Here is a 25,356-nt window from a genome sequence, read left to right on the forward strand (position 1 = left end):
ACGAAAAAGATTTTTATCGTCACTCAATTTGATTTAATTATGAAGGGTAAGTTAACACTAATCCAACGCCAACTTCTTTAATGGCTGCAAACTTGGAAAGATGAATTTTAGCCGCTAAATCCGTACAATGGCAGGGATGTATTTGATCGACATTAAGTTGGCTAAAATAGTGCCCAGTTTGATTTAAAACCTCATCAGAGGCTTCTTGTAAATGGAAACCGCCGATGACTGTCACTATCTTATCTATTTTTGTCACTTGTTTTGCATATTCAACAATATTGCAAATACCTGAATGCGAACATCCGGTAACTATAATCAACCCTTCCGTGGTTTTTATTGCCAATGCACTATCGTCCCAAACATAGTCATCAATAGTTTGATGGTCTGCATTAATCGTCGTTCCAATAGGTTCTTTCCCTTCAAAAGTATTATTTCTCGGGATCTGCCCTAAGAATATAACATTGTCGGAAAGGTAAAACGGCTTATCTGTTTCATAGTTATCAAAATAAGCCTTTAATACATCTTTAGGTATATTGGCACCAATCACTTTGGTGTCAAATTGCTTTGGAAGAAGTGCATCTGGATGGTAAATCAAGCGGATCTTTTGTGGAAAATAGCAATTACGTCTATCGTAGTGCTGTATTAAATGATTTAGTCCCCATGTATGGTCGTTATGTCCGTGAGACAGGGCTAAATCAGTGATCGTAGCAAGGTCTATCCCTAATGTGTGTGCGTTATCGATAAAAATATCGGAGTAACCAGTGTCAAAAAGAATTTTATGGCCATCAGCTTCGATATGGTAGCAAACACCTGGCTCACCACAAAAGTAGCTATCGATAAGGGTATTGTTATCAACAAGTACAGATATTTTTATTGTCATTTTTACTCATTATTTAATTGGTGAATAGCTAATTAGTCTTACTGTTATATCAGACAAAAAGCAATGAATATCCAATTAAAAATGCTTTTCTAGACAGTCGTAAAGGCAGTTACTGAGTAACTACCTTGTTTGGACGAGTATGGCTTATTCTTGGTTATGCGATTTGGTTGGCGTAGAGGTAGGTTCAATGTGAAAGGTCGCAATGATCTCCTCAAGTAATTCAGACTGAGTTTTTAAGGATTGTAATGAACCTTGCAATTCTTTCGTCATTGCCGCATTCGCTTGGGTGGTGTTATCGAGTTCATTAATTGCAATATGGATTTGTCCAACACCATGAGTCTGCTCATTAGACGCATGCGAGATGTTCTGTATCATTTCATTAATATTAGCGGTACTTCTTGCGATAGCCACAATATTATCGTTAGCATCAGCGGCTAATTGGAAGCAGTGATGAATTTTTTCATTTGAATTATCAATCAGCACTTTGATTTCTTTAGATGCTTGATTACAGCTCATCGACAGCTCACGTACCTCATTTGCAACAACAGCAAAACCTTTGCCATGCTCGCCAACTCGGGCGGCCTCTACTGCGGCATTTAAAGCCAATAAATTAGTTTGAAAGGCAATATTATCAATGGTTGATGTGATTTTGCTGATCTCTTTAGAGAAATCGACGATATCATCCATGTTCTCAACGACGTCAGAAATAAGTTCACTACTCTTATCAATAGTAATGCCGTTCTGTGCCATTAGTTGGCAGGATTCATGAGTATGGGCGCTATTAAGTTTAAAGGATGAATCTAATTCCTCTATACTTGCAGCCGTTTCCACAATAGCAGCAGCTTGTTGATCTGCACGAATAGATAGGTCCTGATTCATTTGAGTGATATCACCGATCTCATCTTTGATAGTATGGGTATTAGAATAGATATTTTTGACGATATTAATTAACTTACTCTGCATATTCGAAACATGCTGTTTCAACAGTTTAATTTCTGCTAACCCTTTATTGTCAAAATGATGGTGAAGGACCCCTTGACTGACTTTTTCTATGCCATCAATGACTTGATTAAGAGGGCGAATAAATAAATGTTGTAGAACTAAACGTACGAGTAAGGTTACCAATGTTAGGCTAATGATCACCGCGATAATACCAATCAGACTTTTGCGATACAATTCTTCGCTTGCCGCGGTGATATCATGATAACCCTGATTTAACTGCTGATGATAATAATTGAAATTTTGTTCGAAAGTATCTTGAAAACCTTGTGTAGGTTGATTTAAGAATTCATAAGTTTTTCCTTGAACTAAAAATAGAGATAGTTCCATTAACGCTGAATGTAATTGAGTATAGCTTTGTTGTAACTCATTAAATGCTAATTCGTTTTTATTTTGTGTTAATTCTGTAAAAGTTGCCCATTGTGATTCGGTTTTATTCATCTTCTCCTGAAATTGTTGAACTAAACTATCAATATCAGTATTAGCAGTTTGCATTTTGTTTATCACTAACAAATGTCTTGAGCTGGCTCTATTTAAGGTATTTCGAGCCTGTAAAAGAGATTGCCATGTATCATTTAGTGCAGACTGCTCTTGATAAATATCATCTAGTCTTTCTAGTGCCGTTTGATAATTTTTAAGATAACTAAAAAATAACCAACATGAAGAGAGTAATAGTAGGATCAGTAATCCAGATAATATCCAAATGAGAGTTGTTGTTTTAAGACCTGAAAATGAGAACCGGGAAAAAGGGGAATCAGTTTTTTGTGAAGTCGCGAACATCATTATTATTTCCTTACATACTGTCGGTAACATGTTTCAACACGTACAAATAAACGACTTATTTGATATAAGGTGATGATCAAATCGCTAAGTGATTTGCTACACACCTTATGGTGGTCATACAGAAGTCAGGTGTAGGTATTCCCTAATGGTATCGGCAGGAAATGCGTATACTTTATATTCAAACTGAATGCTAACCGAAATATAACGAGGGATTAATCGAGGGAATTGAAATTAACTTATTGTTTCATAATGATTATTTTTTGGCGGCACAGCAATATACCTAAGCAAAAAAATAACTGATTACTTTTTTATATTTAGAGATAATATAACTGTTAATGTTATTAAATAATAAGATACCACTATGCTTTCATTGTTCTTAAAGTGTTCATTAGGGGCATTAGCCGTTTTAATTATTGCTTTACTATCAAAAAGTAAGACATTTTATATAGCAGGTTTAGTACCTTTGTTCCCAACATTTGCCTTGATCGCCCATGTGATCATTGTTCAAGAGCAGGGAGCATTAGCACTACGTAAGACCGCATTATTTGGTATATGGTCATTAATTCCATATCTATTGTATTTACTGACAGTCTATTGGCTCGCCACAAAATTTTCAGCGTGGTTTTGTTTAGGGTCTGCGACGGTTGTCTGGTGTCTCTCAGCGGCGATATTGATCTACCTCTGGAGAATGTATCAATAATTCACAAAAGACAGTGTTATATGTCTCCTTATCAGGAATAATTATATTTTAATGTAAATAATTCATTCTGCGCTCACTTATTTGTCGCATTTTGTTACAATTTCAATATAGTAATTAGGTACGTTTTATAAAAAATCGCTGTGGTAAAAATGTTATTAAGAAGCCTAGTTCTGTTGCTTATGGTTGGTGGTGCTTATATTGCGGGTATTATGACGAATATCGCTCAAGTATCAGAATTCGACACTAAAAAGAAAATTGAAAACTCAGTAGAAGATTTTCTCGCTTACCCAACGGCGGCTAAGTATCGAAATGTTAATTACCATGTGCTGAATAAAACCCAGGATGGTGAAGAAACGGGTTATTATTGTGGTGAAGTATTTGGGTTTAAAAATGAGTTACCCTATGGCTTTAAACGGTTTATCGTGCGCTCCCATAAAAATGCGTCAGGTAACACGATGGTATCCATTCCTTTTGTTGAAGAAATTGATGACATTATCCCAATAGAACAATTTGAATTTGTATGGGAAAAATATTGCCAGCCAAACAAGCAGGCTGATTTATCAAAAAATCAGCTTTCATCATTTCTAAATGACTAGGCGGTTTTAATCGCAAATGTCGCTAAAAAAGTCGGCAGGTAATGGTCAATAACAAATCGAGGGTTAGGTTGCCAATCTTCATAAAACCCAGCGAGCTGAAAACCGGCCTTTATTTGTCCACCAATTAAATCGGTTAATGAATGACCAAAAACAAAAGCTTCTTGATTTTGCTGTTTCAAGTGGATTTGTTCCTGGGTTAATGCCTCTATTTCAGAAAAAGGCATTTTATAAGTCGGCTTAATTATTTGTTGCTCCTTATATTGTGGGTCACGGTCACCGACAAAAACGATTGGGTTAAAAAAGCTGGATAGTAGTCTGCCATGTGTATTTAAAACACGATGACATTCACGCCAAACAGGATTTACATCCGGTATATAAAGATTAGAAATAGGGTGGAAAATGAGATCAAAGTGGTTATCTGGGAATACGTGTAGATCTCGCATATCACCTTGGATAGTTTCTAGTTTTAAATTCTCACGAATAGCAACTTGTCTATCTTGTTCTAATTGTTTATCTGATAGGTCAAAAACAGTGACATCAGCACCAGCAGCAGATAAAACAGGGGCTTGTTGCCCTCCTGCTGAGGCTAGACATAGAATTTTTTTCCCTTTTATATCGCCAAGCCACGCTTTAGGTAATGGCGAAGGCGTCAAATGAACTTGCCATTCACCTTGTTTTGCTTTTGCAATGGTCGGAGAGTCAACGGGAATTGACCAAGGCTGTTGCAGTAAAGCTTGCTTATCCCATGCTTTTTGATTAGCAGCTAAAAAATCAGTCATAAAAAGAACTCCTCAAAACATTATTTTACTAATGTAACGTAAGAAACGAGGAATGAAAACAAAAATGTACTAATTGGTACATTTGATGGGGGTATTGTGGAAAATGGAACTGTAGCGCTATGATGGTTTATGGTTTAACTAAATAGTAGAGAACATGCTCGAAGGTAAATTCAGCAATTTTCTGCATACCTAATTTCTGATGTGCTTTTAAAGAGCGTATGTTACTACTATTAATAAATGCGACGGGTTGACCGGTCTGTTTAGCACATATCGTGTCATACAGGGATTTAAGAATACTTTTCCCTCGATATGCAGTATCAATACATACGGGACCGTAAAACCAATTATTTTCTATAATGGGGGCAAAGTGTTGGGTGATATATTGCGCCAATGCAGGGAGGGCTTTAGCGAGAGGGCTAAAACTAAAAACGACGCCAACAATATGTTCATTTTCATAGGCTACAACGGTATGACTTGCGCTAGCAAACATCCCTTTAACTTTACCTAAAGGGTACTCACCTAATAACCCACCACCTTGTGATTGTGCGTTAATTTGCAACAATTGGGCAACTTTTTCACAATCCGTTATTTCCATTAATCGGTACTGGATCATAATACGATTCCTCAAAATCTCTTCATTTATTGATGAATATAGCAGGTGGTTTTACCAATAAGGATCCGCAGTGTCGATAGTGAGAGTGAAAAATAAATTCTAATGAATTTTATTTGTTTTGATCTCATAATGGTCAAAATTATCTGCTCAACGTTAACCAAAATGCTTGCTAAATCTTATCCTATTTTATTATTAGTGATTTCGAATGTTTTTATGATGTTTGCATGGTATGGACACTTAAAGTTTACAGATAAGCCACTGTATAGCATCATTTTTTTCAGTTGGTTAATTGCATTTGTAGAATATTGCTTTGCGGTTCCAGCCAATCGGCTAGGGCATCAATATTATAGTGCAGCTGAATTAAAAACGATGCAGGAAGTTATCACACTTTGTGTCTTTGTGGTGTTTTCTGTGCTTTATCTTGGGGAGAGTATTTCGATAAACCATATTATTGGCTTTATTTTGATCTTTGCGGGCGCCTTTTTTATCTTCAAAGGCCCATTTTAAGGGCTTAAATATGTCTCTCCCCTGTCTTAAATATAGGGGAGAGACGAGCGATTATACCCAACCTTTCTCGCGGAACTGTTTTAATACAATAACAAATTGCTCCATTTCTTCGGGGGTTCCTAGCGTTAAACGGCTCCAACCCATTGCTGGTGGAAATTCACGTCCAACCATAATGTGCGCATCGGCCATTCTTTTTTGGTATGTTTTGACATCACCTTTAACTTTATGAAAGATAAAATTCGCTTGTGAAGGGGCATAGGTAATACCGAGTTCATCTAATGCGGTTTCAACGATTTTTCTAGATAAGTTATTGGATTTCAGACTATATGCAATAAATGATTTATCCTGCAAAGAAGCAAGAGCGGCAACGGCGCCAGCCGTATTGGTATTATCTAAAGGTAAAAACGCATCAATGGCAGCAATAACTTCAGGGGTTGCGATACCGTAACCAACACGCAGTCCTGCTAACGCAAAAATCTTTGAAAAGGTGCGAGTGACAACAAGGTTATTTTTACCCTGTTTCACAAGCTCAATGGCACTGATAAATTTCGGGTCTTCAACGAATTCAGCGTAGGCTTCGTCTACGATGAAGAATTGTTTATCTGAAGATTTATGCATCCATTCGCTTAATTCGCTTGCTGGTGTGATCATCGCCGTTGGGTTATTTGGGTTACAAATATAAATGATTGATAACCCATCAAATTCATCAGCAAGTTGTTCCATTTTTTTTAGGTCGAATGACAAATCTTCTTTTAACGGAACTTTAGTGATTTTACCTGCAAATGATTGAGTATATAACTCGGCGTAATTGAATGTTGGGTCGGGCGTAATAAGTTGAAGTCCTTGATTTTGTTGGCGTGCTTTTGCTGCTAGCATCGCAACAGCAGCTTGGATGGTTTCTGAAGAGCCATTTCCCAATGTGACATGCTTGTCGGTCAAGGCATAGTGTTTACCTAGTGCTGCAATTAGGTCAGCTCTAGCATCATCAGGATAGCGGAATGAACCGGGTAGAGCGGCAATAACGGCATCTTTTGCTTTTGGCGACATGCCGAGTGAATTTTCATTAAAATTAAGCAGCAAAGGGTGTTGCGCATCAAGCAAAAATTGCGTTTTTGTTTCCGCAACAGCTTGATTGAAAAGAGAGTTTACAGCTAATCCGCCCATAATGGCTGAGCTTGTTTTTAGAAAAGAACGACGATCCATGGTGTTTCCTTGCAAAAAAATAGTAATCATTAGATTACTGAAAATAGATTTGTTGTAAATAATTATTTATCACAAGTGATTATTTATTCATTTTGTTAAGATCGGACTTTAAGCAAAATACAGGTTAATTATTACTTTAATATATTGATAAATATAAATAATCACTCAGAATTTATGGTTTGTTGTGATAAAAAATTTCTTTTCATACATCAATGGTTGTATAATGAATTACATATCGAGGGTTGTATAATAATTTGGATGATAAAATGAAGTTATTTATGTTTTATGTTGGTGGCAATGCAGGGAAGTCAAATATAGAAGTTCATGATATTCAATTCGTTGTAGCCGAAAAACCGACAGATGCTTGGCCTGCATTGCGGGAAGCTTGGTTTGGCGATAAGGATAAGATCCATATCGACGGCTATGCAACGATTAATTGGGTGGATGGATTTAAAATCGAACTACATCAGGAGCCTTCTTTAACGACACAGCGGCTATACTTTATTAATGTTGGAGGGTATCAGCCATCTACTCTGGCCGAACTGCATGAGTTTGATCTATTCGTTGCTGAATCGGCGGCGGAAGCAAAGCAAAAAGCGATTAATGCATTATTAGTTAATTGCCAACAGCAGCATAAAGACAATTTAAAGGATGTTGATGATTGTCTCTTATTGGATCAAATTGGCAATTATTATATTCACCTTATCCCTCAGCCAGACGGTGAGCATTTTAAGCCTGAATGGCAAGGCTATCAGCCTATCGGTATATGATTTTTATCTCGTAGGTCGTTTGATGATGTGAGTTGTAGGGCAGTGTTAACTGCCCTAATTCGTTTATCGCTGTTGAGGGGTATTATTGTTTGAAATTTCAATAACGGAGACTCGAACAACGTATTGTTTACCACTTTCTCCCTTTGGCGCATCAGCTGCAATTTTTTTCAGGGTCTCATCTGGCTGAGTTGTCTGAATTGACGTTGAATATTGCATTGCTCCATTATGGCGACCATAGTGACGGCCAGAACCGTTGTAGTGACGGTTATTATCACAAGGGCGGTCATTATATTGTTGCTGATTGTGATAACCATTTTTATGCCAAGCACCATCACAATAATTATTATCGTTATATGCGAAAGAAGAAAAGCTAATGGCAAATAAACTTGCTGAAATAAAAAGAGGCTTTAAATAATTCATATTTATACTCCTGTTGGGTACCGACTAATAATTATTTTGGCTCTTTTATTTATTATTTCAATGTTATTTACCTAAATAAAGAGATATATCATAGTTTCATCACTAACTACTCTTATTTCCTTCACAATGAAAAAAAGTTGTATTGATCTTTAAAATAAAGTAACTATTTTTATTTTTTATAGGCAGTAATACGTAATAAAAATATTGGTATTTTGAATACGCTTCTTCTTTCAATTGCAATTAATTGATTTATAAGTAATTTTTATGTTGATTGGTACGGGTTAAATTGGTTATGGCATGCTACCGTTATAGATCAGAGAAAAACTTCGCTAATTTACTCAATGAACTAATTGAAGCGACGGCAATCTCTTTATTATAATCGTCACATAAAACTAACAATCTATCAATAGCGTCTTCTTGCTCGATTGAACATTTATAATCACCTAAAGCATTAATTGCCGCTATTTTTACATCGTTGTTAGTACCATAAGTAAGCTCAACAAGATTTTTTACGATCCTCTCTTTCATTCTATTCCCATATTTAAATGATAATCATTTCTCAATTATAATATTATGAGTGAAATTAGAAAACGTTTTTTTTATTAATGAATAATGAAAAAATATAAAAATTAAATATCAAATTAATGTGATGGAATATCATATTGAATGAAAAATTAATTAAATTGACAATATTATAAGTTAATTAATAAAAGATAAGATATCCTTAATAACGGCTTATAGAACACGCTTGTTGTATTCACCAATAAATCAAATTTTAGCGAACTTGGCTCATTTTGTTCACATAAAACAAGTTAATATCGTTATAATTAGTCTGACTAGCTAAATGCCAAGAAGGATTATGTATTGAAACGTATAAAAACCAAACTGTTTATCGTCATTTTGATTATTATTGCTGGCTTTGTATATCAATATGTTACAGCAATTCATGACTCCGACATTCAAAAAATGGCTCAGCAATTGGTCGAAAATAAACTCGCCTCACAGCAACCAGTGAACTTCAATGACGTTAAGGTTGTTAAGCGGAATCAATACAAAGAAGGTGAAAGTGTAGGCGTATGCGGCACATATCAGGTCGGTAATGATGGTCGTGCACTACTTTTTGTTGCTAATATTGATATTCGTGACGGGCAATTTTCAGGAAAGAATCAGTTATTGTTGAGCGATAACGAGGACATTCAGGCCTCTATCAAGACGATATGCCAAAAAGAGCAACCATAACAGCTCATGAGATAATAGAATGTGCCCAGTTTCGATAGAGACTGGGTACATTTTTATAGATTGATGCTTATTTCGTTTTGTTCAACAGAAGCTCAGTTTGGATTTTGCAAGCGGAGATTGAGTCATTTAGCGATTTCGCGAATTCGTCCTGGCTCTTAAAGCTACCTTTATTATCGCGGATGGTTTTAATGACAACAGCCAAGTTCTTTTGTAAATCAGCTTCGTTTGTCTCTAATTTAGCGAGATCAACATTTTTACTTTTTAGCTGAGTAAGTGCATCTGCTGCTAATTCGTTGCTGCTTTTATCTGAACGATAGGCATCATTGAGTGTTTGGCCTGTAATATCACAATAATCAATGGCAGTTTGGCTAATATTTAGTGGTTCATTAGCGCCTAGTGCGATAATCGGTGTAAAGCATACAGCAAGTAAAAGACGTTTCATGGCAGTACCTCTAGTTTTACACTAAATGAATTTTAACTTTATCGGATAATAGACAGAGACTATAGCAGAATAGGCCGAAAAGAGGGTGTCCTAAGTATTATTTCGCATTTTGAAACAAAAAAAGAGCCAGTAAAAACACTGGCTGCCATATTGAGCAAAAGCAATGTAAATGAAAATTACGTTATATAATTTATCATACAACGGTAATAAGAAAAGCGGTTTTGTGACTAAGATTAGCTTATTTGTAACAAATATGATCTTGATCAGCAATTGCCATTATGGAGAGATGGAGGAGGAGAGAGTAACCAGCCTTTAATTTAATGAATATAAGTAAAGGCTGGCTAAAACATAGGCGAATAATTATTTTGACCAATGCCCATGATGGAGAACGTCTTCAACTAATTCATGAAGAACGATATGAGCTTCTTTGTCATCATGAAAACCAGAAGTTTCAAATGTAGTTGCTCCAGTATCATGAATAATATAGAGATCGCTACCTGGATAAACTTCTAATACCCTTGCTCTTAGTTCTGAAGCAAATGCGTCATAAAGGCTTTGGGATACAGCATCATCAGAGATTTTAATGGTGATTTTCATTTTTTAACCTTAAATAGGGTTTCGATTTAATTGTAAATTTTATGGTGATGTATAAATAGAAGCAATAATCATTTTTCAATATTCTTTTTACGATGTTTTTTTTAAATGTTCTATTTGCTTATTTAATAAACAGTTTGAGGGTATTCACCCTTAATATAAGGCAATAAATTTATTGAATAATAAACTGAATATGTTGGTGAAATTAAATTATTCATTTTATTAGTAGAGCAGGAATTATTAATAATAAAGAAATATGTATTTATAAAAGGGAATAATATAAGATTTTGATTATTATATAACCAAGTTGGTGAATAAAGCGATAATATCATAAAATCAAATGATTAACTTTATGAGTTCACTCTTGTTGTGAGTGCAATTTGTTGATTTTAAATCAAAAATATTATCTAGCACACATCTTTATATTAGGTATTTATATAACAAATATCAATCTCAAAATTTAAACTTAAAAAATGTTTTACACGGAAGATAAAAAAATATAGTTTTATGACTCTTTGTTTTGTATTTCATTGTGCACGTTTAGGGATTGGTTTCTTATAATCGAAAGGGTGCTTGGTGAGATGAAACATTACAAAGATTATCATTAATTATACAGCGATCTTTATTTACATATAATAAAGTAAGGGGAATGGTTTGGTAGAAATCGTAAATTATCTAAACGACATTGTTTGGGGGTCGCTCCTCATCTATTTATTACTTGGCGTAGGTGTTTACTTTACACTTCGTACAGGATTTATTCAGTTTCGCCATTTTGGTCATATGTTTGGTGTTTTAAAAAATAGTAATCAAGCCGATAAAGCAGGGATATCGTCTTTTCAAGCATTGTGTACCAGCTTAGCGGCTCGGGTGGGAACAGGGAACTTAACCGGTGTTGCCATTGCGATAACGGCAGGAGGCCCTGGAGCCATTTTTTGGATGTGGGTGGTTGCGATGTTAGGGATGGCAACCTCATTTATTGAATCAACCCTCGCTCAATTGTACAAAACAAAAGATGACCAAGGAAATTATCGAGGCGGTCCTGCCTACTATATGCAAAAAGGATTAAACCGCCGTTGGATGGGCGTGTTATTTTCCATCTTTTTAATTATTGCATTTGGATTGGTATTCAATGCCGTTCAAGCAAACTCAATTGCACAAGCAACTGCTGTAGCATTTGATTTTAACCCTCTATATGTTGGCATTGCGCTTGTGGTGATGAGTGGTGTTGTTATTTTTGGCGGATTAAAATCAATTGCAAAGGTTGCTGAGCTAATCGTTCCTATTATGGCATTGGCTTATTTACTGCTAGCATTTTGGGTACTTGGACATCATATTGAACGCTTACCTGACGTCTTTATGATGATTATCCGCAACGCTTTTGGGTTACAGGAAGCGGCAGGGGGGGCAATTGGTTACGGTGTTGCTCAAGCGATGACTCAAGGTATCCAGCGCGGGTTATTTTCGAATGAAGCGGGGATGGGGTCTGCACCGAATGCAGCCGCTTCTGCCGCTCCATATCCCCCACATCCTGCTTCACAAGGTTATGTGCAAATGCTGGGTGTTTTTATGGATACGATTGTTATTTGCAGTGCGACGGCGATCATTATTCTCTCGTCTGGTGTACTTGAAAACCCAATGGATAAAATCAGCGGAATTGAATTAACGCAGCAGGCCTTGTCATCTGTTGTGGGAAGTTGGGGTTCAACCTTTATCGCAATCGCAATCTTTTTCTTTGCATTCACTTCAATTATTGCCAACTATGCTTACGCAGAGAGCAATATGATATTCTTAGAAAATAATCACACCGCAGGTTTGCTTATCTTGCGCCTAGCTGCATTAGGCATGGTGATGTTTGGTGCCTTAGCCGAGATGCCATTGATATGGAAAATGGCGGATTTATCGATGGGGCTGATGGCAATTACTAATTTAATTGCCATCTTGCTACTGTCTGGTATCGCGTTTAAATTAACCAAAGATTATAACTTGCAAAGGAAAGCAGGAAAAATTCCTACATTTGATATTGCTCAGCACCCTGAATTAAAAACGCAGGTAGAAGAGGGGATTTGGGATAAGGAAAATGTAGCCCAGTGGGATAAGCAAAAATCTATTTAATCATCATAAAAATAAGAGTCATGTCATTCTGGCTGGCTCTTATTTCCCTCTTATTGACGCCGATGTCAGCTAGCCCATTTTCACTCAATTTAATAAAGGTTATCAATAATACTTGCTTTCTAATAGGCTGAGCTTTAAGGTTTTTCTCATAAATTCAAAACTAATGGTTAAATTGAGTAAACAATGAAATTAGGGCAACATGCAGCAACATTTTATGGCGTAGTCTCTATTTTACTGTGGAGTACGATTGTTGGTTTAGTGCGAAGTGCGAGTGAAAACTTTGGTGCTGTTGGTGGAGCCGCATTAATTTATAGCCTTGGTACTGCCATTCTGGTTGTATTTATGGGGTTTCCCAAAATTCGTGCTTATCCTAAGCGCTACTTAATTTGGGGAACATTACTCTTTGTTAGTTATGAAATGTGTTTTGTATTAGCTCTGGGGTTGGCAAAAGACCGACAACAGGCTATTGAATTAGGGATGGTGAATTATTTATGGCCCAGCTTTACGATAGCATTAGCTGTTTTGTTTAATCGCCAGCGGTTTACTCTATTGCTTGGTATTGGGCTACTGTTAGCATTTGCTGGGTTAATATGGGTCATTTCGGGTGATCAACCTATTTCAGTTGCGGCAATTGCGGATAATATTTCAAGTAACCCATTAAGTTATTTACTCGTTTTTATTGGAGCTGTCCTCTGGGCGTTATATAGCAATGTGACTAAGCGTATTTCTGGGGGGCATAATGGAATGGTGCTATTTTTTCTACTCACTGCGATAGGGTTATGGATACTTTTTGTGTTTGAACCTAATAAGCAATTCAATATTTCATGGCACAGTATCACATTGCTGTTAGTGGCATCCTTAGCAACAGGCGGTGCGAATGCGTTATGGACGCTCGCTGTGATCCGAGGCAATGTCGCTTTATTAGGTACGTTATCTTACTTTACACCTGTCATATCAACGGCGTTTTCGTCAATTCTATTAAGCACTGCGCTGACATTAGGTTTTTGGCAAGGAGTGGTAATGGTAACTCTTGGGTCGATTATCTGCTTTCTTGCAACTCGGCGGCCATCTAAGGTAAAAAGCGCCCAATAAAGTAGGGCGCTATCGTTGGTAATTAATTATGCTTTTTCATCGGTTAATTGCACGGTTTTGTTGCAAAAGAGGTTGCCAACAAACAGTGAAATTATGAAAGCGATAACACCCGGTATCAACCAGCCCATACCTTGTTCAAATAGTGGTAAGTTTGAAACAAGGAAGCCCTTCACATTATCACTTAGCAACGTCATATTATTTAATGTATCTAATAGGCTCATAAAGACGATAACAGCGATAGTAATACCGTAAGTGACTCTTGGTGCAGCCATATAACGTCTTGCAAATTGCAGGAATACAATGGTGACCGAAGATGGGTAGATCATTAATAGCGCAGGAATAGTCACTCTTAATAATGTGTCTAGGCCGAAAGTAGAGACAATGGTGGTCAGCAATGTGAAAAAGACCACCCAAAAACGGTAACCTAAGCGATGGTGGAAAGTCGCAAAGTAGTCAGCACAAGCACTCGTTACGCCAACAAGGGTTGTCATGCTAGCTAATAAGACAATCCCACACATGATCCATGTGCCAATTGAGCCGAATAATGTATCCACGTAACGTGAGAATATTTGACCACCATTGGTTGCTGTATTGGCTACAAGTTCACTGGTTGCGCCAAGATAGAATAAGCAAATATAGAGTGCAGCGAGTAAGCTAACAGAGATTAAGCCTGCTTTGATGGTCATAAAAGCCACTTGGCGAGGCTGAGTGATATTTTTTGATGCTAAAGCACGAGCGACAATCCCACCAAAGGCCATGGCAGATAGCACGTCCATGGTTTGATAACCATCAATTACCCCACCAAAAAAGGCATAATCGGCATATTGTTTTACTGGTGCATTAATCGGAGATAATGGCTCTGCCACCACAGCGATCCCGACCACAACCAATAGAATAAGCAAGGCTGGGGTCATAAACTTGCCGATTGCGCTGATCATCGTGCCTTGTTTAAGCATAAAGAACAAAGAGCACACGTTAAAAATCAAGGCAAAGGTAAGGTGTGAGGTGGTGCTTTTTTCAATGAAACCTAATGGAATGAAGCCCATTTCAAAAGCCGTATTTGTCACCCTTGGCATCGCAAAGGTTGAACCTACAATTAAGTATAGCGCCACCCAAAAAATGACAGCAACCCACTTAGGTAAATCCACAGACAGGCGCTCACCACGGCCTTTAACGGCGACGGTAACCAGAGTCATAAAGGGCAGGATAACACCCGTAATAATAAAGCCAAGCGATGTGCTGAACCAATCTGTACCCGATTGGTAGCCTGCCATAGGAGGGAAAATAATGTTTCCTGCGCCTAAAAATAGCGCGAAGACCATCATCCCAAGAATTACCATATCTTTAGTCGAAAACATGTTACTACCTGTTTGTAATGTATATTTTGCAATGAATATTTTAGTATTACAGTATTTTTAAGGGGGCAGATAGTATCAAATTTAGAAAGCTAAGTAAGGTTTTAGTCATCCATTTGGCTTTTGGATGTAGGGAAATAGGGAAGGGAATGGGTAAACAAGTAGTCTGATTCTGTAAGATATGATTAATTGGCAGTGAATATCACTGCCAAAAAGATTATTGTTGGTTAATAAATTTATTTAGCGCAACGGCGACACCGTCTTCGTTATTGGTGGCAGTGACAAATTTTGCAATATCACGAACGTTATCGATAGCATTTCCCATAGCGACGGGAAATTTGGCGTATTGCAGCATTTGTATATCATTATTTTGATCGCCAATACTCATGACTTTATCAGGTGTAATGCCGAGTTTTTCACAAATTAGCTGTAGTGCTGCGCCTTTACTTGCCGTTTTACTGGAGATTTCTAAAAAGTAAGGACTGGTTTTTATGAGAGAATAACTTTCAAAAGTATCTTCAGGAATATAACTGATCCCAACGCTCAGCTTTTCAGGCTGGTCTATCATCATCACTTTAGTAAATTTGAGACTGGGATCCATTTCGTTTGCTGGACAATATACGAGTGGAGTATTTGTCAAATAAGCATCATGGACGGTGTAATGGCTAATGTGACGGTTGGCGGTGAACATGGTGTTTTGTGCAAGTGCATGCATATGCACACCAACATCGTTAGCGAGAGAAACAAAATATTGGTAATCCTCAAAATCGAGAAGGTTTTCAATTAAATGGGTACCATCATTGGCTTGATGTATCACACTACCATTATTGCTGATGCAATAATCTGATGCATTATCTAGCCCAAGTTCTTGAAGGTAGGGGAAGATCCCAGAAAATGGCCGCCCAGATGCAAGTACGACACGGACACCTTTATTTTTTGCCTGAATAACCGCCTCTTTAACAGCAGGGGTGATTTGGTGTTGAGAGTTGAGTAAAGTGCCATCTAAATCAATCGCTACCAGTTTGATAGACATCAACGCCTCCGGTTAATGATGTTTTATTGAAATACCTTACTCTATTTACACAAAATGTAAATTAGCTAAAAAAGAGCAATAACGAGAAACCGGTGCAACATGAGCCATTTTATCGTTCGCCACGATCTTAAAATGATTAAGTAAATGATTTTTGCCGCTTATTGATAACCTAACTGAGTTAGAAAATAAAACGGCATAAGTGACAATGGCTTATGGCATTGGGTGATGTAGGGGGAGGGGCCTCAACGCAAATAAGGCATCTTCACTCACCGTTATAGGTTAAATGCAGTGGCTCCTTTACATCTAAATCAATATCAACATTTTGTCTGAAATCAAACGGTGTAATGCCGTATTCCTTCCTAAACATATAGGTAAAATGTGATTGTGAGCCAAATCCAAAGTCTAAGGCGATATCAAAAATAGACTGATCGCTATTTCTTAATAGGTTGACTGCACCCGCCAGTCGACGTTGGCGAATATATTTACCTAATGAAATCCCTGTGACTTCCTTAAAGATTTTCTGCATATGCCAGAGGGAGTAGCCTGAGTAGGCGGCAAGCTCTTCCAAATGGATAACACGACCTAAATGTTCTTCGATCCATTTGCTTAGAGCATCAACAAGTGCTAAGTGGTTGTCTTGTGGCATCTCGATTCAATTACTGAGGTCGTTGACCTTTTGGTGTTAGATTTTTGTTCAAAATACATCTGTTTTGTCGAATTGAGTCAACGAAAGCATTATTCCTCAATCACGTAATAGAAAACAATAGTAAAACAGATTGCATCCGAACCCCATAGGGCGAGTTTATACCCCTTTTAGCATGGTACAGCGATCTCGCATAAACGTATCTACCCAGCTTCATTTATTTAGAGATTAGCTAAGTATTTATTGGTAAGGCTAAAAAATAAACACGAATAGCTAATGGGCTAAATAAGGTAGCTGAAGTATACACAACTTCATTTGATCATGACAAAGGCCGCTTGTGCGGTATTACGATTAAATTGATGAAAAAAAAGCCAATTAAACACAATTTTTGGCAATGAGTAGGAAAAATAAGCATAAAGACGAAAATTGACATGAACTGCTTATTTTCCTCAAATTTTATTCTGATGGCTGAGGTAACATTTGGCATCAAAACATAGTCTATTCGCCAATAGTATCATTCTGTTTATCTTAGCTTTACCGTAATTTATTGATAATTAATAATTATGATGCTGTTTTTTTAAGGGAGAGTATTGTTGAAATACAAATTGATCATCGGTGTATGCATCGTGATAACCTGTATTTTTTTATATCTTTTAGCCATGGATAGCCTTTGCGACCAAGGTGGTGAAAATTTTATATTTGGAATATGTCAAATAACTGACTTGTTACCGTTTTGATTTTATCCTTTAATACGCCATACTGTGCGTCTTGCGCATCTTTATCAGATAACATCAATATTTAATATGATAAAGGCTCAAGATAGGGCAGAGTATGTGTTTCAGTAGTGTTAATAATAAAATTCAAATAAACTTGTATGCTTAGCTCAATCAATAGAGATAACAAGCAAGTACATAGGATGATAAGGGTAAAGTTATGGCGCAAGAGCAGCAAACGCTAAAGCGTGGATTAAAGAATAGGCATATCCAATTGATTGCTTTGGGAGGTGCCGTTGGCACAGGGCTGTTTCTTGGAATAGCAACAACCATCAAAATGGCAGGCCCTTCGGTATTGTTAGGGTATGCATTATGTGGGGTTATTGCTTTTCTGATCATGCGCCAGTTAGGGGAAATGATCGTTCAAGAGCCTGTTGCAGGTTCATTTAGCCACTTCGCATTTAAGTATTGGGGAGGCTTTGCAGGCTTCCTCTCCGGATGGAATTATTGGTTTATGTTTATCCTCGTTGGGATGACGGAACTGACTGCCGCGGGGAAATATATGCAAGGGTGGTGGCCTGATTTACCGATTTGGGTTTCTGCCATCGTCTTTTTTATCGTTGTAAATGCGGTCAACTTTATTAATGTGCGCGCTTATGGTGAAACTGAGTTCTGGTTTGCCTTAATCAAGGTGGTTGCAATTGTTGCGATGATCCTCTTTGGTTGTTATTTACTGTTTAGTGGGCGAGGTGGTTCAGAATCTGGGCTGTCTAACCTATGGGAATATGGCGGCTTCTTTGCTAACGATTTTCTTGGTTTATTAATGGCTCTTGCTATTATTATGTTTTCATTTGGTGGCTTAGAGTTAGTCGGGATCACCGCCGCAGAAGCTGAAAAACCTGAACAAAGCATTCCTAAAGCGATTAACCAAGTTGTTTATCGTATCTTGATTTTCTATATAGGCTCGATATTAATTTTATTGCTGTTGTACCCATGGGTTAAATTAGATAACGATACAAGCCCATTCTATATCATCTTCCATAATTTAGGTGATGCTCTGGTCGCCAACGCATTAAATGTGGTTATGTTGATAGCGGCGCTGTCCGTTTATAACAGCGGCGTATACTGTACCAGCCGTATGCTATTTGGCCTTGCTCAACAAGATAATGCACCTAAGTTTCTGGCGAAAGTCAATAAAGGTGGTGTACCTATTATGGCATTAATTGTTTCAGGTATTGTGACTTCGGTAGGTATCTTGATCAATTTTGTGATGGAAGGGAAAGCCTTTGTATTTTTAATGTCATTAGTTGTGACAACGCTAGTCATTAACTGGATTATGATTTGTATTTCTAACTTAAAGTTTAGAGCGCAAATGAACAAGCAAGGTATTGAAACTAAGTTTAAAAGTATCTGGTATCCGTTCGGCAACTACTTGTGTCTCGCTTTCTTGGCATTGATCTTGATTGTGATTTTGATGATGGAGAGTTTGAGAATTTCTGTACTGATTATGCCATTATGGATAGGCGTCCTGTGGATTGGCTATCAATTCTCAGGTGCGAAAAAACAAGGAATGGCGAAAAAGAAGGCATCGACAGCTAATTAATTAGCACTCATATCAATTAGTGTAATTATTCAATACATTGATAGGAGACACTATGGATACACGGTTTGCTCAGTGCCACTGTGGCAGCGTTAAATTCAAAGTCACACTATCCGATGGATTGAATACCGCAAGAAGATGCAATTGCTCCTACTGTCGTATGAGGGGAGCAATTGCGGTCTCTGCTCCGTTATCAGGTATTGAAATTATCGAAGGCAAAGATAAATTGACGGAGTATCGTTTCAATACACGCCAAGCCGCCCACTTTTTCTGCTCAATGTGTGGCATTTATACCTTTCATCAACGACGTTCAAACCCTGAACAGTATGGGGTCAATGTGGCTTGCCTAGAGGGTGTTTCACCTTTTGATTTCGAGACAGTCAATGTGATGGATGGCGTAAATCACCCAAAAGATGGCGGTGGTGGCGTTATCGGGTATTTAACTTATCGGAAAGTTGCTGAATAACTTCATTTAAACAATAAAATAGCCAGTGACAGAGCGTTGTGACTGGCTATTTTTTTAGGTGCTTAATAAAAGGTTGGTATTACCATTGCCAACGTAACCAAGCAAAGAGCACGTTACCGTTGTTATATGTTCCAGGGATATAGGTTGCTTGCAGTGCTAATCTGTCATACTCCATAGAAACTAATGGAAGAGGAAGTGGCAGCGGGATGTAATAATAATCATCACGCGCGGTTACACTCAAGGTGAAGCCAGCACCCATTTTAAAACCGTCTAGTTCCCCAGGGATCCACATTTTTTGATAAGCATAGCCCGCGATTGGCTCTACTTTATTATGAGAGTCCATGAATGCCATAGCATATAGTGCATGCCAGTCATTGTCTTCATCATAGCGATATTTACCTAGCCCAAATCCCCATGGGGTTTCGTTATAACTATCGGTTTTCTCTTTATCGTAAGTAAAGCGGTTATGCCATGTTAAAACGGGAACATAGATATCGTATTGATTTGAATCCCAAGTGGTACTGACATTTCGGGTAAATTTATCCCATAGCCCCTCAGACTCCTTATCAGTAGAAGGGGATGAAGCAAAGCAGAAGGTGGTCATCATTAAGGCTGATGCCCCTACAACTTGCTGCAATTTTTTGTTAACTCTCATGGTAAATCCGACTCAGGTTAATGCATGTTTTGGATATTGTAGATTGAGGTAGTGAGCCAAAAATATCACTGCTCACGAAATGATTGTGCTCATTAATTATTTTAGATTACCTAGGTGCGATATAACAGCATTAATTGATATTTACTAATATTGGCAATAGTCTTAATTATTTAGATACTAATGCGAATATTATTCGGTTTTTCCTGAATAACAGGCGTCAGCAAGTGGTGGATAGGCTGGTTTGTAGCAAGGAAAAATGCGATACTCTATAAGTATTTTTGGCTCGGGGCGTCGATAAAGACTGAGAAGCACCCGTATTACCTGATCTGGATAATGCCAGCGTAGGGAAGTCGGAAGCGTCAATGATAAACCTTCCAATAAGACCGCTCCTTACGTTGTGCTTAGGAGTGAGATTTCATGAGAATCAATGCGTTAACCATCGCGGGAACAGACCCATCGGGTGGAGCGGGGATCCAAGCAGATTTAAAAACCTTTTCGGCTCTTGGTGCTTATGGCACGAGTGTCATGACGGCGTTGGTGGCGCAAAATACCCGTGGTGTTCAATCAGTTCATGAACTCCCTGAGACGTTCGTGGCAGCACAACTTGAATCCGTACTCAGTGACGTACGCATTGACAGTGCTAAAATTGGCATGCTGTTCAATCAGAAGGTGATTGCGGTCGTTGCTCAGGCTTTAGAGCAGTACAACATCCCTCATGTGATTTTAGATACGGTCATGATTGCCAAAAGTGGCGATCCTCTACTACAGCCTGATGCCGTTGATGCAATGAGACGAAAGCTGTTGCCATTGGTATCATTGATTACCCCGAATTTACCTGAAGCTGCCTCGCTATTAGGTGAACACACTGCCAAAACAGAATCTCAAATGTTAAGTCAAGGGCATCGATTACTGGATATGGGGTGCCAAGCTGTTTTGATGAAAGGGGGGCATCTTAGCGACAGTGAAAGCCCTGATTGGTTAATAACTTCAGAAGGTGAATGGCGTTTTACCTCACCAAGAGTGAATACTCGTCATACACACGGTACGGGATGTACATTGTCTGCTGCACTCGCTGCATTAAGGCCACGCTTTAAGGATTGGCAACAGACTGTTCCGGAAGCAAAAGCTTATTTACAAGCGGCGTTAGAGCAAGCTGATAGCTTAGAAGTGGGGTCGGGGATTGGGCCGGTTCACCATTTTCATGCATGGTGGTAATGAATAGATTGAAAATGCCCTCGTATGAGGGCATATGCGAGGCGAATTAAGCGATAGTCACGTCTTTACTGAGGTAAACATCCTGTACGGCATTGATCAATGCCACACCTTCTTGCATGGATTTCTTAAAGGCTTTACGGCCTAAGATGAGCCCCATGCCGCCTGCACGTTTATTGATAACCGCAGTGCGTACTGATTCGCTCAGATCATTTTGTCCAGAAGCGCCACCTGAGTTGATAAGACCTGCACGACCCATATAACAGTTCGCTAATTGATAACGAACAAGATCGATTGGGTTATCGGTTGTGAGTTTGGTATACACGCGCTCATCGGTGTGACCAAAGCCAATCGCTTTATAGCCGCCGTTATTTTCAGCCATTTTTTGTTTTACGATATCCGCACCAATAGTTGCCGCGATATGGTTTGCTTGCCCCGTTAAATCGGCACTTGCGTGGTAATCAACGCCATCTTTTTTAAATGCGGAATTGCGTAAATAAGCCCATAGAACGGTTACCATGCCGAGTTCATGTGCTCGTTCAAATGCCGCAGAAATCTCTTCAATTTGGCGACGAGACTCAGGAGAGCCGAAATAGATAGTCGCACCGACCGCAACGGCACCCATTTCAAACGCTTGTTCAACACTGGCATATAAGGTTTGGTCGTATTGAGTAGGGTAACTGAGGGTTTCGTTATGGTTCAGTTTGACTAAGAAAGGAATTTTATGCGCGTAGCGGCGCGAAACGGCAGCTAAGACACCATAGGTAGAGGCTACGCAGTTACAACCAGCCTCAATCGCTAATTCGACAATATTTTTAGGGTCAAAATAGAGCGGGTTGGCAGCAAATGAGGCAGCGGCTGAGTGTTCAACGCCTTGGTCAACGGGAAGAATAGACAGATAACCGGTGCCAGCTAAGCGACCATGGTTAAATAAAGTCTGCATTGAACGAAGTACACTATTGGGGCGGTTATTATCGATCATCACACGGTCAACAAAATCTGAGCCAGGCAGATAAAGGTTTTCACGAGGGATAGTTTGGCAACGATGGTCTAAAAGAGTTGAAGCTTCGGAACCTAACAGCTTAGCGATATCAGTCATGACTTCCTCCATTTAACAAAAGTCTAGGGGATGTTAATCATAAAATTTAAGATAACAAGCCACATTGAGGCGGTAACCGGCAGTGGATCGCTTCAGGTAGCAATTCAAAGGTGAAAGTTTCACCAGAAAGCGGCTCTCCGTCCAAATTAAATACCATTTCATGGGGCGATGAAATTTTTACCCAACGAGTTGTTTTTTCAATTAAATGCTGATTTTTATCATTGCTGAACAAATTGGTCAGTAGAGCGGGTATCACATCGCGAGCGGGTATGATGAGCAAATTCAATTTACCATCATCGATTAATGCATCGGGGGTTAATTGTTGTCCACCACCCGCCTGTATTCCATTACCGATAGCAACAACCAGAGTTTCGCCTTCCCAATGAAAATGTTCTGTTTCAATCCGACAGGTGTCGGTTTTCAGTGTGTCAGGGCGCAACAAGCCATTAATAACATAAGCTGCGCCACCCAGTGCTGACTTAAGAGCATCCGGCGTTTCTGTTGTGATCCGAGTGCCAAACCCCCCCGTGGCCATATTCATAAAAAAAGCATCATGATTGACTCTAGCAATATCTATCGCCACTGATTTGCCTTTTACTGCTAATGCTAAAGCAGCATGGATATCCATAGGGATGTTGGCGCCAGTAGCAAAATCATTAGCTGTACCTAGCGGTAAGATACCAATCGCGGGGCGTTGCTTTTCAGGTAAGCGCATTAACGCACTGGCTACAGCGTTAATTGTGCCATCGCCGCCACCGGCGATAATTGTTTCTGCACCTTCGCGGATTGCTTCATCAATAAAAGTAGGTAATTCACTGGTTTCCCATGGGATCCTCACCAAAATTGTATGACCTTCTTCACGTAGCTGGTAGATGGCTTTTCTTAGCTCAGGGTTGGCAGATTGTTTACCGTTGAGGATGATAAGTGCGCGATGAAGTTTATCGATAGCCATTTTGATCCTTGTAGTGATAACAACAGTGATCACAGTATAGACACAACGGAGGGATAAATGACAATAATTCAATAATCACATTGATAGATTAAATCATTCTATAGGGGAGATAAAAAAGAAATGGCTAGCTCAAGGGAGATTGAGCCAGCCAAGGAGGTGGTTCCTAGTCTTATTTTATGACTTTCTAGTTCTTCATTTTCGATTGTGACTATACGACATTGAATAGCTAATTGTTGTGATCTATTGCATAAAAATGGATATTAAATACATTTTTACGGTAAAACACTATTTATGAGAATGATTATCAATTGAAGTTGATGTTTTATACTGAGATAGTTTGAAACGGAAAAATAAAAAATGCTAGAAATTCAATCAATTAAATTAATGAATTCTAGCATTATAATCAATTAGCTTAATGCGTAACGAAATTAAGCCGTAGTTGATGATTCAGTTTGATGTGGTGAGCGAGTCGTTGTGCCTGATAGGTTACGTATTAGCAGGCCAAAATTTAGATCAACATCATCAGGAACAGGCAGATAAACAATATGACCGTTGCCCGGTGCCACGTCAATGGCTTCCCCTTTACGGTTATGGAGCGCATCAAGGGTAAACACAATGTTTCCAGCTGGAGTCATTAATTCTAAGCTATCACCTAGACTAAATTTATTTTTGACGTCAACTTCTGCGAGGCCGTTAACACGTTTACCCGTAAATTCACCCACAAATTGCTGAGTTTCAGAAACCGAATAGCCATATTCATAGGTTTGATAGGCATCATGGGTGTGACGGCGTAAAAAGCCTTCGGTATAGCCACGGTGAGCTAAGCCTTCTAAGGTCGAAAGGAGAGTTGGGTCGAATGGCTTACCGGCAACCGCATCATCAATTGCACGGCGATAGACTTGTGCTGTACGTGCACAGTAATAGAATGATTTTGTGCGTCCTTCAATTTTTAAGGAGTGCACACCCATTTTAGTCAAGTTTTCAACGTGTTCTATCGCGCGTAAATCTTTGGAGTTCATGATATAAGTGCCATGTTCGTCTTCAAAGGCGGTCATATACTCACCCGGACGTTTAGCCTCTTCGATCATAAACACTTTATCGGTCGGGGCACCTTCACCTAAAGTTGGCGCTATGTTTTTGACAGGGATAGGCTCATGCATATGCACGATATTTCCCACATCATCTTCTTTGCCTTCTTCAACTTTATATTCCCAGCGGCAGGCGTTGGTGCAAGTACCTTGGTTTGGGTCGCGTTTATTGATATAACCTGACAGTAGGCAACGGCCAGAGTAGGCCATACACAGTGCACCGTGAACGAATACCTCTAATTCAATATCAGGCACCTGTTTACGAATTTCAGCGATTTCTTCAAGTGAAAGCTCACGTGATAAAATGACGCGAGTCAGACCCATTTGCTTCCAAAATTTTACCGATGCCCAGTTAACTGCGTTTGCTTGTACGGATAAATGAATATCCATGTCAGGGAAGGCTTCGCGAACCATCATAATCAAACCAGGGTCTGACATGATCAACGCATCTGGCCCCATTTCAATGACAGGGGTTAGGTCGCGAATAAAGGTTTTTAGCTTGGCATTATGCGGTGCGATGTTAACAACGACATAGAACTTTTTGCCAAGTTCGTGGGCCTCTTGGATCCCTTTAGCAAGGTTTTCGTGGTTAAATTCGTTGTTACGCACGCGAAGGCTATAACGAGGTTGCCCTGCATAAACGGCATCTGCGCCATAAGCAAAAGCATAACGCATGTTCTTTAATGAACCTGCGGGCGATAATAATTCTGGTGTAAACATGTTGCTTCTCAGTCTGATATCAAGTCAGTACTTACCCTAGGGCGGATAAGCATTTTAAAGGGAGCTGATTTTAACTCTATTTTTCAGGAAA

At 38.8% G+C, this 25,356-nt stretch carries 27 protein-coding genes and 1 riboswitch; of the genes, 11 read left to right on the plus strand and 16 right to left on the minus strand.

What is annotated here, in order from left to right:
- Positions 1-37: 37 nt before the first annotated feature.
- Together I3B46_RS09650 and I3B46_RS09655 are read right to left on the minus strand one after the other, a co-directional pair.
- The gene (locus I3B46_RS09650; protein WP_014656144.1) at positions 38-880 is read right to left on the minus strand and encodes an MBL fold metallo-hydrolase; all 843 of its coding nucleotides are present in this window, start codon (positions 878-880) and stop codon (positions 38-40) included.
- Positions 881-1,024: 144 nt separating this feature from the next.
- The gene (locus I3B46_RS09655; protein WP_036940590.1) at positions 1,025-2,662 is read right to left on the minus strand and encodes a methyl-accepting chemotaxis protein; all 1,638 of its coding nucleotides are present in this window, start codon (positions 2,660-2,662) and stop codon (positions 1,025-1,027) included.
- 361 nt (positions 2,663-3,023) lie between these two features.
- On the opposite strand from I3B46_RS09655, the gene I3B46_RS09660 reads away from it, so the two are divergent.
- Positions 3,024-3,362, plus strand: a complete 339-nt coding sequence (locus tag I3B46_RS09660) for a GlpM family protein (protein ID WP_004920759.1) — start codon at positions 3,024-3,026, stop codon at positions 3,360-3,362.
- Between the two features lie 149 nt (positions 3,363-3,511).
- The gene (locus I3B46_RS09665; RefSeq protein WP_041704994.1) at positions 3,512-3,958 is read left to right on the plus strand and encodes a hypothetical protein; all 447 of its coding nucleotides are present in this window, start codon (positions 3,512-3,514) and stop codon (positions 3,956-3,958) included.
- Here the strand turns inward: I3B46_RS09665 and I3B46_RS09670 are convergent.
- Together I3B46_RS09670 and I3B46_RS09675 are read right to left on the minus strand one after the other, a co-directional pair.
- Positions 3,955-4,737 carry a class I SAM-dependent methyltransferase gene (locus tag I3B46_RS09670; RefSeq protein ID WP_053109926.1) on the minus strand — a complete coding sequence of 261 codons (783 nt, stop codon included), beginning with the start codon at positions 4,735-4,737 and terminating at the stop codon, positions 3,955-3,957. The two genes, I3B46_RS09665 and I3B46_RS09670, sit on opposite strands and share 4 nt — an antisense overlap.
- Before the next feature lie 127 nt (positions 4,738-4,864).
- Complete coding sequence (locus I3B46_RS09675) at positions 4,865-5,350, minus strand: N-acetyltransferase (RefSeq protein WP_104873537.1); 486 nt, start codon at positions 5,348-5,350, stop codon at positions 4,865-4,867.
- Between the two features lie 162 nt (positions 5,351-5,512).
- Here I3B46_RS09675 and I3B46_RS09680 point away from each other — a divergent pair, with 162 nt between their 5' ends.
- On the plus strand, positions 5,513-5,857 hold the full coding sequence (locus I3B46_RS09680; RefSeq protein WP_036943916.1) for a DMT family protein: 345 nt from the start codon (positions 5,513-5,515) through the stop codon (positions 5,855-5,857).
- A 51-nt stretch (positions 5,858-5,908) separates the two neighbouring features.
- On the opposite strand, the gene I3B46_RS09685 is transcribed toward I3B46_RS09680, so the two are convergent.
- Positions 5,909-7,060, minus strand: a complete 1,152-nt coding sequence (locus I3B46_RS09685; RefSeq protein WP_040133232.1) for a pyridoxal phosphate-dependent aminotransferase — start codon at positions 7,058-7,060, stop codon at positions 5,909-5,911.
- Positions 7,061-7,326: 266 nt separating this feature from the next.
- Here I3B46_RS09685 and I3B46_RS09690 point away from each other — a divergent pair, with 266 nt between their 5' ends.
- Positions 7,327-7,830: a DUF1543 domain-containing protein gene (locus I3B46_RS09690; protein ID WP_014656136.1), complete on the plus strand. Its 504-nt coding sequence runs from the start codon at positions 7,327-7,329 to the stop codon at positions 7,828-7,830.
- A 63-nt stretch (positions 7,831-7,893) separates the two neighbouring features.
- On the opposite strand, the gene I3B46_RS22395 is transcribed toward I3B46_RS09690, so the two are convergent.
- Both I3B46_RS22395 and I3B46_RS09700 read right to left on the minus strand, forming a co-directional pair.
- The gene (locus tag I3B46_RS22395; RefSeq protein WP_004920739.1) at positions 7,894-8,250 is read right to left on the minus strand and encodes a hypothetical protein; all 357 of its coding nucleotides are present in this window, start codon (positions 8,248-8,250) and stop codon (positions 7,894-7,896) included.
- Between the two features lie 306 nt (positions 8,251-8,556).
- Positions 8,557-8,778 (minus strand): hypothetical protein, encoded by a 222-nt coding sequence (locus tag I3B46_RS09700; RefSeq protein ID WP_004920733.1) that lies wholly within the window; start codon positions 8,776-8,778, stop codon positions 8,557-8,559.
- A 336-nt stretch (positions 8,779-9,114) separates the two neighbouring features.
- Here I3B46_RS09700 and I3B46_RS09705 point away from each other — a divergent pair, with 336 nt between their 5' ends.
- Positions 9,115-9,489: a hypothetical protein gene (locus tag I3B46_RS09705; RefSeq protein ID WP_014656135.1), complete on the plus strand. Its 375-nt coding sequence runs from the start codon at positions 9,115-9,117 to the stop codon at positions 9,487-9,489.
- Between the two features lie 67 nt (positions 9,490-9,556).
- On the opposite strand, the gene I3B46_RS09710 is transcribed toward I3B46_RS09705, so the two are convergent.
- Together I3B46_RS09710 and I3B46_RS09715 are read right to left on the minus strand one after the other, a co-directional pair.
- Positions 9,557-9,931, minus strand: coding sequence for a hypothetical protein (locus I3B46_RS09710; protein WP_004920727.1), 375 nt, complete (start codon positions 9,929-9,931; stop codon positions 9,557-9,559).
- Positions 9,932-10,291: 360 nt separating this feature from the next.
- Positions 10,292-10,528, minus strand: coding sequence for a DinI-like family protein (locus I3B46_RS09715; protein ID WP_004920724.1), 237 nt, complete (start codon positions 10,526-10,528; stop codon positions 10,292-10,294).
- 651 nt (positions 10,529-11,179) lie between these two features.
- Here I3B46_RS09715 and I3B46_RS09720 point away from each other — a divergent pair.
- Together I3B46_RS09720 and yddG are read left to right on the plus strand one after the other, a co-directional pair.
- Positions 11,180-12,637 (plus strand): alanine/glycine:cation symporter family protein, encoded by a 1,458-nt coding sequence (locus tag I3B46_RS09720; protein ID WP_004920719.1) that lies wholly within the window; start codon positions 11,180-11,182, stop codon positions 12,635-12,637.
- Between the two features lie 183 nt (positions 12,638-12,820).
- On the plus strand, positions 12,821-13,729 hold the full coding sequence (yddG, locus tag I3B46_RS09725; protein ID WP_104873536.1) for an aromatic amino acid DMT transporter YddG: 909 nt from the start codon (positions 12,821-12,823) through the stop codon (positions 13,727-13,729).
- 26 nt (positions 13,730-13,755) lie between these two features.
- Here yddG and brnQ read toward each other — a convergent pair whose 3' ends face one another.
- The 3 genes from brnQ to I3B46_RS09740 form a co-directional block, all read right to left on the minus strand.
- The gene (gene brnQ, locus I3B46_RS09730) at positions 13,756-15,087 is read right to left on the minus strand and encodes a branched-chain amino acid transport system II carrier protein (protein ID WP_163762036.1); all 1,332 of its coding nucleotides are present in this window, start codon (positions 15,085-15,087) and stop codon (positions 13,756-13,758) included.
- A 214-nt stretch (positions 15,088-15,301) separates the two neighbouring features.
- Complete coding sequence (yidA, locus tag I3B46_RS09735; RefSeq protein WP_004920710.1) at positions 15,302-16,117, minus strand: sugar-phosphatase; 816 nt, start codon at positions 16,115-16,117, stop codon at positions 15,302-15,304.
- A gap of 262 nt (positions 16,118-16,379) precedes the next feature.
- A complete protein-coding gene (locus tag I3B46_RS09740; protein ID WP_104873535.1) occupies positions 16,380-16,763 on the minus strand; it encodes a helix-turn-helix domain-containing protein in 384 nt (127 codons plus the stop codon).
- A 623-nt stretch (positions 16,764-17,386) separates the two neighbouring features.
- Between I3B46_RS09740 and mgrB the strand changes: the two genes are divergently transcribed.
- The 3 genes from mgrB to I3B46_RS09755 all read left to right on the plus strand — a co-directional run bounded on the left by mgrB (position 17,387) and on the right by I3B46_RS09755 (position 19,539).
- The gene (gene mgrB / locus I3B46_RS09745) at positions 17,387-17,497 is read left to right on the plus strand and encodes a PhoP/PhoQ regulator MgrB (protein WP_376738365.1); all 111 of its coding nucleotides are present in this window, start codon (positions 17,387-17,389) and stop codon (positions 17,495-17,497) included.
- A 196-nt stretch (positions 17,498-17,693) separates the two neighbouring features.
- A complete protein-coding gene (locus tag I3B46_RS09750) occupies positions 17,694-19,076 on the plus strand; it encodes an amino acid permease (protein WP_004920703.1) in 1,383 nt (460 codons plus the stop codon).
- A 52-nt stretch (positions 19,077-19,128) separates the two neighbouring features.
- Positions 19,129-19,539: a GFA family protein gene (locus I3B46_RS09755; protein WP_036940567.1), complete on the plus strand. Its 411-nt coding sequence runs from the start codon at positions 19,129-19,131 to the stop codon at positions 19,537-19,539.
- A 79-nt stretch (positions 19,540-19,618) separates the two neighbouring features.
- On the opposite strand, the gene pagP is transcribed toward I3B46_RS09755, so the two are convergent.
- Entirely contained in the window at positions 19,619-20,194 is a 576-nt protein-coding gene (gene pagP / locus I3B46_RS09760) for a lipid IV(A) palmitoyltransferase PagP (RefSeq protein WP_104873534.1), read from the minus strand.
- Between the two features lie 274 nt (positions 20,195-20,468).
- Positions 20,469-20,559: riboswitch (TPP riboswitch) on the plus strand.
- A 52-nt stretch (positions 20,560-20,611) separates the two neighbouring features.
- Here pagP and thiD point away from each other — a divergent pair.
- Entirely contained in the window at positions 20,612-21,409 is a 798-nt protein-coding gene (thiD, locus tag I3B46_RS09765) for a bifunctional hydroxymethylpyrimidine kinase/phosphomethylpyrimidine kinase (RefSeq protein WP_004920698.1), read from the plus strand.
- Between the two features lie 46 nt (positions 21,410-21,455).
- Here thiD and fbaB read toward each other — a convergent pair whose 3' ends face one another.
- From fbaB to trhP, 3 genes are all read right to left on the minus strand, one after another.
- Entirely contained in the window at positions 21,456-22,505 is a 1,050-nt protein-coding gene (gene fbaB / locus I3B46_RS09770) for a class I fructose-bisphosphate aldolase (protein ID WP_036940565.1), read from the minus strand.
- A gap of 46 nt (positions 22,506-22,551) precedes the next feature.
- Positions 22,552-23,457, minus strand: a complete 906-nt coding sequence (gene yegS, locus I3B46_RS09775; RefSeq protein WP_004920694.1) for a lipid kinase YegS — start codon at positions 23,455-23,457, stop codon at positions 22,552-22,554.
- Between the two features lie 428 nt (positions 23,458-23,885).
- Complete coding sequence (gene trhP, locus I3B46_RS09780) at positions 23,886-25,265, minus strand: prephenate-dependent tRNA uridine(34) hydroxylase TrhP (protein WP_004920692.1); 1,380 nt, start codon at positions 25,263-25,265, stop codon at positions 23,886-23,888.
- Positions 25,266-25,356 lie beyond the last annotated feature (91 nt).

Origin of the sequence: Providencia sp. 2.29, assembly GCF_015832305.1 — a bacterium.
Classification (GTDB): Bacteria; Pseudomonadota; Gammaproteobacteria; order Enterobacterales; family Enterobacteriaceae; genus Providencia; species Providencia stuartii.